This window comes from Candidatus Eisenbacteria bacterium, assembly GCA_016867495.1.
Taxonomy (GTDB): domain Bacteria; phylum Eisenbacteria; class RBG-16-71-46; order CAIMUX01; family VGJL01; genus VGJL01.
On the sequence record VGJL01000239.1, the window covers coordinates 1 to 3,373 of the forward strand.

At 67.1% G+C, this 3,373-nt stretch carries 4 protein-coding genes; 2 read left to right on the forward strand and 2 right to left on the reverse strand.

What is annotated here, in order from left to right; translation table 11 throughout:
* Positions 1–360 precede the first annotated feature (360 nt).
* Together FJY88_12835 and FJY88_12840 are read left to right on the forward strand one after the other, a co-directional pair.
* Positions 361–561 carry a PspC domain-containing protein gene (locus FJY88_12835; GenBank protein ID MBM3288214.1) on the forward strand — a complete coding sequence of 67 codons (201 nt, stop codon included), beginning with the start codon at positions 361–363 and terminating at the stop codon, positions 559–561.
* A 52-nt stretch (positions 562–613) separates the two neighbouring features.
* Positions 614–844 carry a SelT/SelW/SelH family protein gene (locus tag FJY88_12840; protein MBM3288215.1) on the forward strand — a complete coding sequence of 77 codons (231 nt, stop codon included), beginning with the start codon at positions 614–616 and terminating at the stop codon, positions 842–844.
* Here the strand turns inward: FJY88_12840 and FJY88_12845 are convergent.
* Positions 841–1,518: an HAD family hydrolase gene (locus FJY88_12845; GenBank protein ID MBM3288216.1), complete on the reverse strand. Its 678-nt coding sequence runs from the start codon at positions 1,516–1,518 to the stop codon at positions 841–843. The two genes, FJY88_12840 and FJY88_12845, sit on opposite strands and share 4 nt — an antisense overlap.
* Positions 1,511–3,373, reverse strand: a 1,863-nt coding sequence (locus FJY88_12850; protein ID MBM3288217.1) for a hypothetical protein, incomplete at its 5' end; no start/stop codon positions are given. The genes FJY88_12850 and FJY88_12845, both read right to left, overlap by 8 nt.

The following is a 3,373-nucleotide window of genomic DNA, read 5'->3' on the forward strand; positions in this document are numbered from 1 at the left end:
GTCCGCATGGGAGATTCCGATGAGCACGGGATCGGCCCTGAGGCTTGTCTCGACGAATCCCGGGCGCTCCCGAGCCTCCTGCGTTCGAGGGGGCGTCTCACGCCCCTTCTCTGATGCGCCCGCCGAGGGCGTGTCCCGGCGCTCCGGCTGGCAGGCGATCCCCAGGACGATGGCCGCCAGCAAGATTGGCGGGATCATCCGACTCGTTCGAACTCCGCTCATGAGGCGAAGATAGCCGCTTGCTTCCCCTTCGGTCAAGTTGACCCGCTCGGAGGCGCCTTGCGCGGCCATCGCGAGGGTTTGGAGAGCGGCGCCATGAGGCCGTTGCGCCTCCGCATGGCGTGTGCGATCCTCCGCCCTATGACAACCGTCAAGAGACTCTACCGGTCCCGCGCTGAGCGAATGCTGTCCGGGGTGTGCGGCGGGGCAGCCGAGTATCTCGGGATCGATCCCGTGATCGTGCGCGTCCTCTGGGTGGTCGCCGCTCTCCTCGGCGGCGCCGGACTGCTCGCCTACGTCCTCTGCTGGCTTCTCGTTCCCGAAGAGCCGGCGTCCACTTGATCGACCGCGCTCCCTTTCGGGTCCATGGTCTGGTGCCATCCGGGAGGATGAAATGAAGATCTCGATTGAATACTGCGTTATGTGAGACTACCTGCCCAAGGCCACCAGTTTGGCGGCCTCCATCGAGAAGAGACTCAAGGTGAAGCCGGAGCTGATCAAGGGATCAGGCGGCGTCTTCGAGGTCCACGCGGACGGCAAGCTCATCTTCTCGAAGAAGAAGGAAGGCCGGTTCCCCGAGGAACGCGAGATCTTCGAGAAGCTCCCCGGCGCGGCGAGCCCTTAGAGCAGAATCCAGTCGCCGAGGGACGCGGCGTCATCGGCGAGGAAGTCCGGGGCGGCCGCCGCGAGGACCTCCCGCGGCGTGTAGCCCCACGTCACGGCCGCGACGGGAAGGGATGCGGCGCGGGCGGCCTCGATGTCGATCAGCATGTCGCCTGCAAGGACCGCGATCCCCTCGTTCGAGGCGAGACGCTCCCAGGCATGAAGAAGCGGAGCCGGATGGGGCTTGCGCTCCGGCAGGCTCTCCATTCCAAGGACGATCCCGAAGTACCCCGCGAGACCCAGCCCTTGGAGGATCCGCTCGGTCGGAACGATCGGCTTGTTCGTGACGACGCCCATCGGAATCGACGCCGCGCGGATCCGCTCCATCAGGCCGACGATCCCGGGATAGGCATGCGTCGAGTCGAGCAGACGCTCGAGGTAGCGCGCGTGGAACCTCTCGTATGCGCTCTCGATCTCATCCGGTCGCGGCGAAGCGACGCCGCACTCAGCGAGGCAGCGAGCGACCAGCACTCGGGCTCCGCTGCCGACGTGATCTGCGACCCTCTCGACAGGAAGCGGGAGTAGCCCGCGCTCCTCGAGCATCGCGTTGACCGCCGACGCTATGTCGCGCCGCGTCTCCACGAGGGTGCCGTCGAGATCGAAAAGGACCGCGGAGAACCGCCGTCGATCAGCCATCCGGCCCGCCGGCCGGCGCTTCTCCTGCAATGCCCTCGGCGATCTCGCGTAGCTCGACCTCCGAGACCTCGGGCTCCTCGGCCGCGTCCTCGCTCGCGGGGAGCCTCTTCTGGACCCCGCGGATCACATACTCATGCACGCTGTCGGGACCGATGATGCTGACCCTCTCCCCGGTCCTCTTCCCCAGGAGATTGCGGCCCAAGGGCGCCGCGTAGGAGATCACGTGCTGCGCGATCCAGTCGTCTCCCTCTCCAAGGATCCAGAAGGTCTTCCTCTCGCGCGTCAGCACGTCCTCCACGACGATCTCGGTTCCCGGCGCGGCCTCCTCCAGGGGGACGGAGAGGTTCTCGATCAGCTTCGCTTCCGCGAGCCGGACGCTCAGATCGGTGACTCTCCTGCCGTAGTCGGCCTGCTTCATCTTCGCCGACTCGTACTCGGCGTTCTCGCTCAGATCGCCGAACTCGCGCGCCCTCTGGATCGCCTTGGCAACTGTGTTCTTGAGCTCCCAAACGAGCCCGTTTCGCTCGTGGAGAAGCCTCTGATAGGTCGCTCTCGTCATCAGATGGCCCCGATAGTCGGTCACCCCGGCCCCTCCGACCGCGCCGAGGATGCGATCGGTGCGCTCCGCGTGGGCCGCCCGCATGGCGCCGACCAGTTCCCCGTGACCAGTGGCTGACAGGAAGTCGAGGACGGGCCTCAAGAAGCGCTCCGACGAGCGCCACCTCTTGAGCACAGTCTCCCATCTCTCGGCGTTGCCGACCGCCGGATCGACCTGGCGGAGGCGCTCGGCCAGAGGGCCCGTCACCGAGAGCCAGGCGAGCGCCTGTTTGCGGATCGGCTCCTTCGCGGCCGTGTCGATGAGGAGCGCCGCGCTCATCGCCGCGAGCCACGGGTCGGGTGCCCACGCCTCGGGCGGCTCGGAGAGGGTCAGATCGATCGTCGAGAGCGCCGCCAGCGGCCTCGCGGCCGGGTCGTGGAGCAGCTCGCTCAGCTGAGATCTTGCTTCGCCGGGGTCGCCCCGCATCCGCTCCACTGCGAGCGCGCGGATCGACGCGTCGCGTGAGGACAGGACGAACAGCACGCCTCGATTCCAGTGCTCCGCCGAGGCGAGCGCGACCTCGGCCAGGAACCTCTGGTCCGCGGAGTCGGCGAAGGATGACATCTCCACGTTCTCGTCCAGGCAGCCCGCGAGCGCCGCCACGAAGTCCTCGCGCGTCTCGCCGCGCCAGCGCTGGAGCTGAAGGTGCACCGCCAGCCGGTCCTCGGCGGAGGTCCGCTCGTCCTTCGCCCACCTCTCGAGGATCGGCGAGTAGGTTCTCGCCGCGCGCGCCTTCTCCTCCGGGTGCTGATCGAGAAACCTGCGGATGAGATTCAGGTTCGGGCGAACCCCCCGGCGCGGTTCGATCATCGGGAGCGGGGTCAAGCCTTTCACGTCATCGCTCTCGGCGCGCAGGCGGTAGATCTGCCGGAAACTCTGAGAGAGGTCGAGGCGCAGGTCGTCCTCCATCGCGGCCCGCGCCTCTTTCCAGAATCCGGTCCAGCTCTGCGCCGGCACGATGCCCTGTCCGGTCAGGGTCCGCCGGAGATCTTGAGCGCTCGCCTCGCCGCGCGTCATCCGGAGCGCGCGCACGATCACATCCGCGGGAAACTCCCGCAGGAGGCGCTTCAACGCCTCTGGATCCTCCGATTGGATGACGCGGAGGTCCTCGGGATCCAGGACGCTGAGCGCGCGACGGGCCAAGGTCAGCTTCATCCTGTGATTCTTGCTCTCCTTGAAGTCGAGAACCAATGTGTCGCCGTCATTCAGACGAACACGGCCGATTCCCCAAGATGCGTGGAGGACGTAGTAGCCGGG

Bases quoted from the DNA above. Each gene is read 5' to 3' on its own strand.
- FJY88_12835 (MBM3288214.1), top strand. From the start codon at position 361: ATGACAACCGTCAAGAGACTCTACCGGTCCCGCGCTGAGCGAATGCTG.
- FJY88_12845 (MBM3288216.1), bottom strand. From the start codon at position 1,518: ATGGCTGATCGACGGCGGTTCTCCGCGGTCCTTTTCGATCTCGACGGC.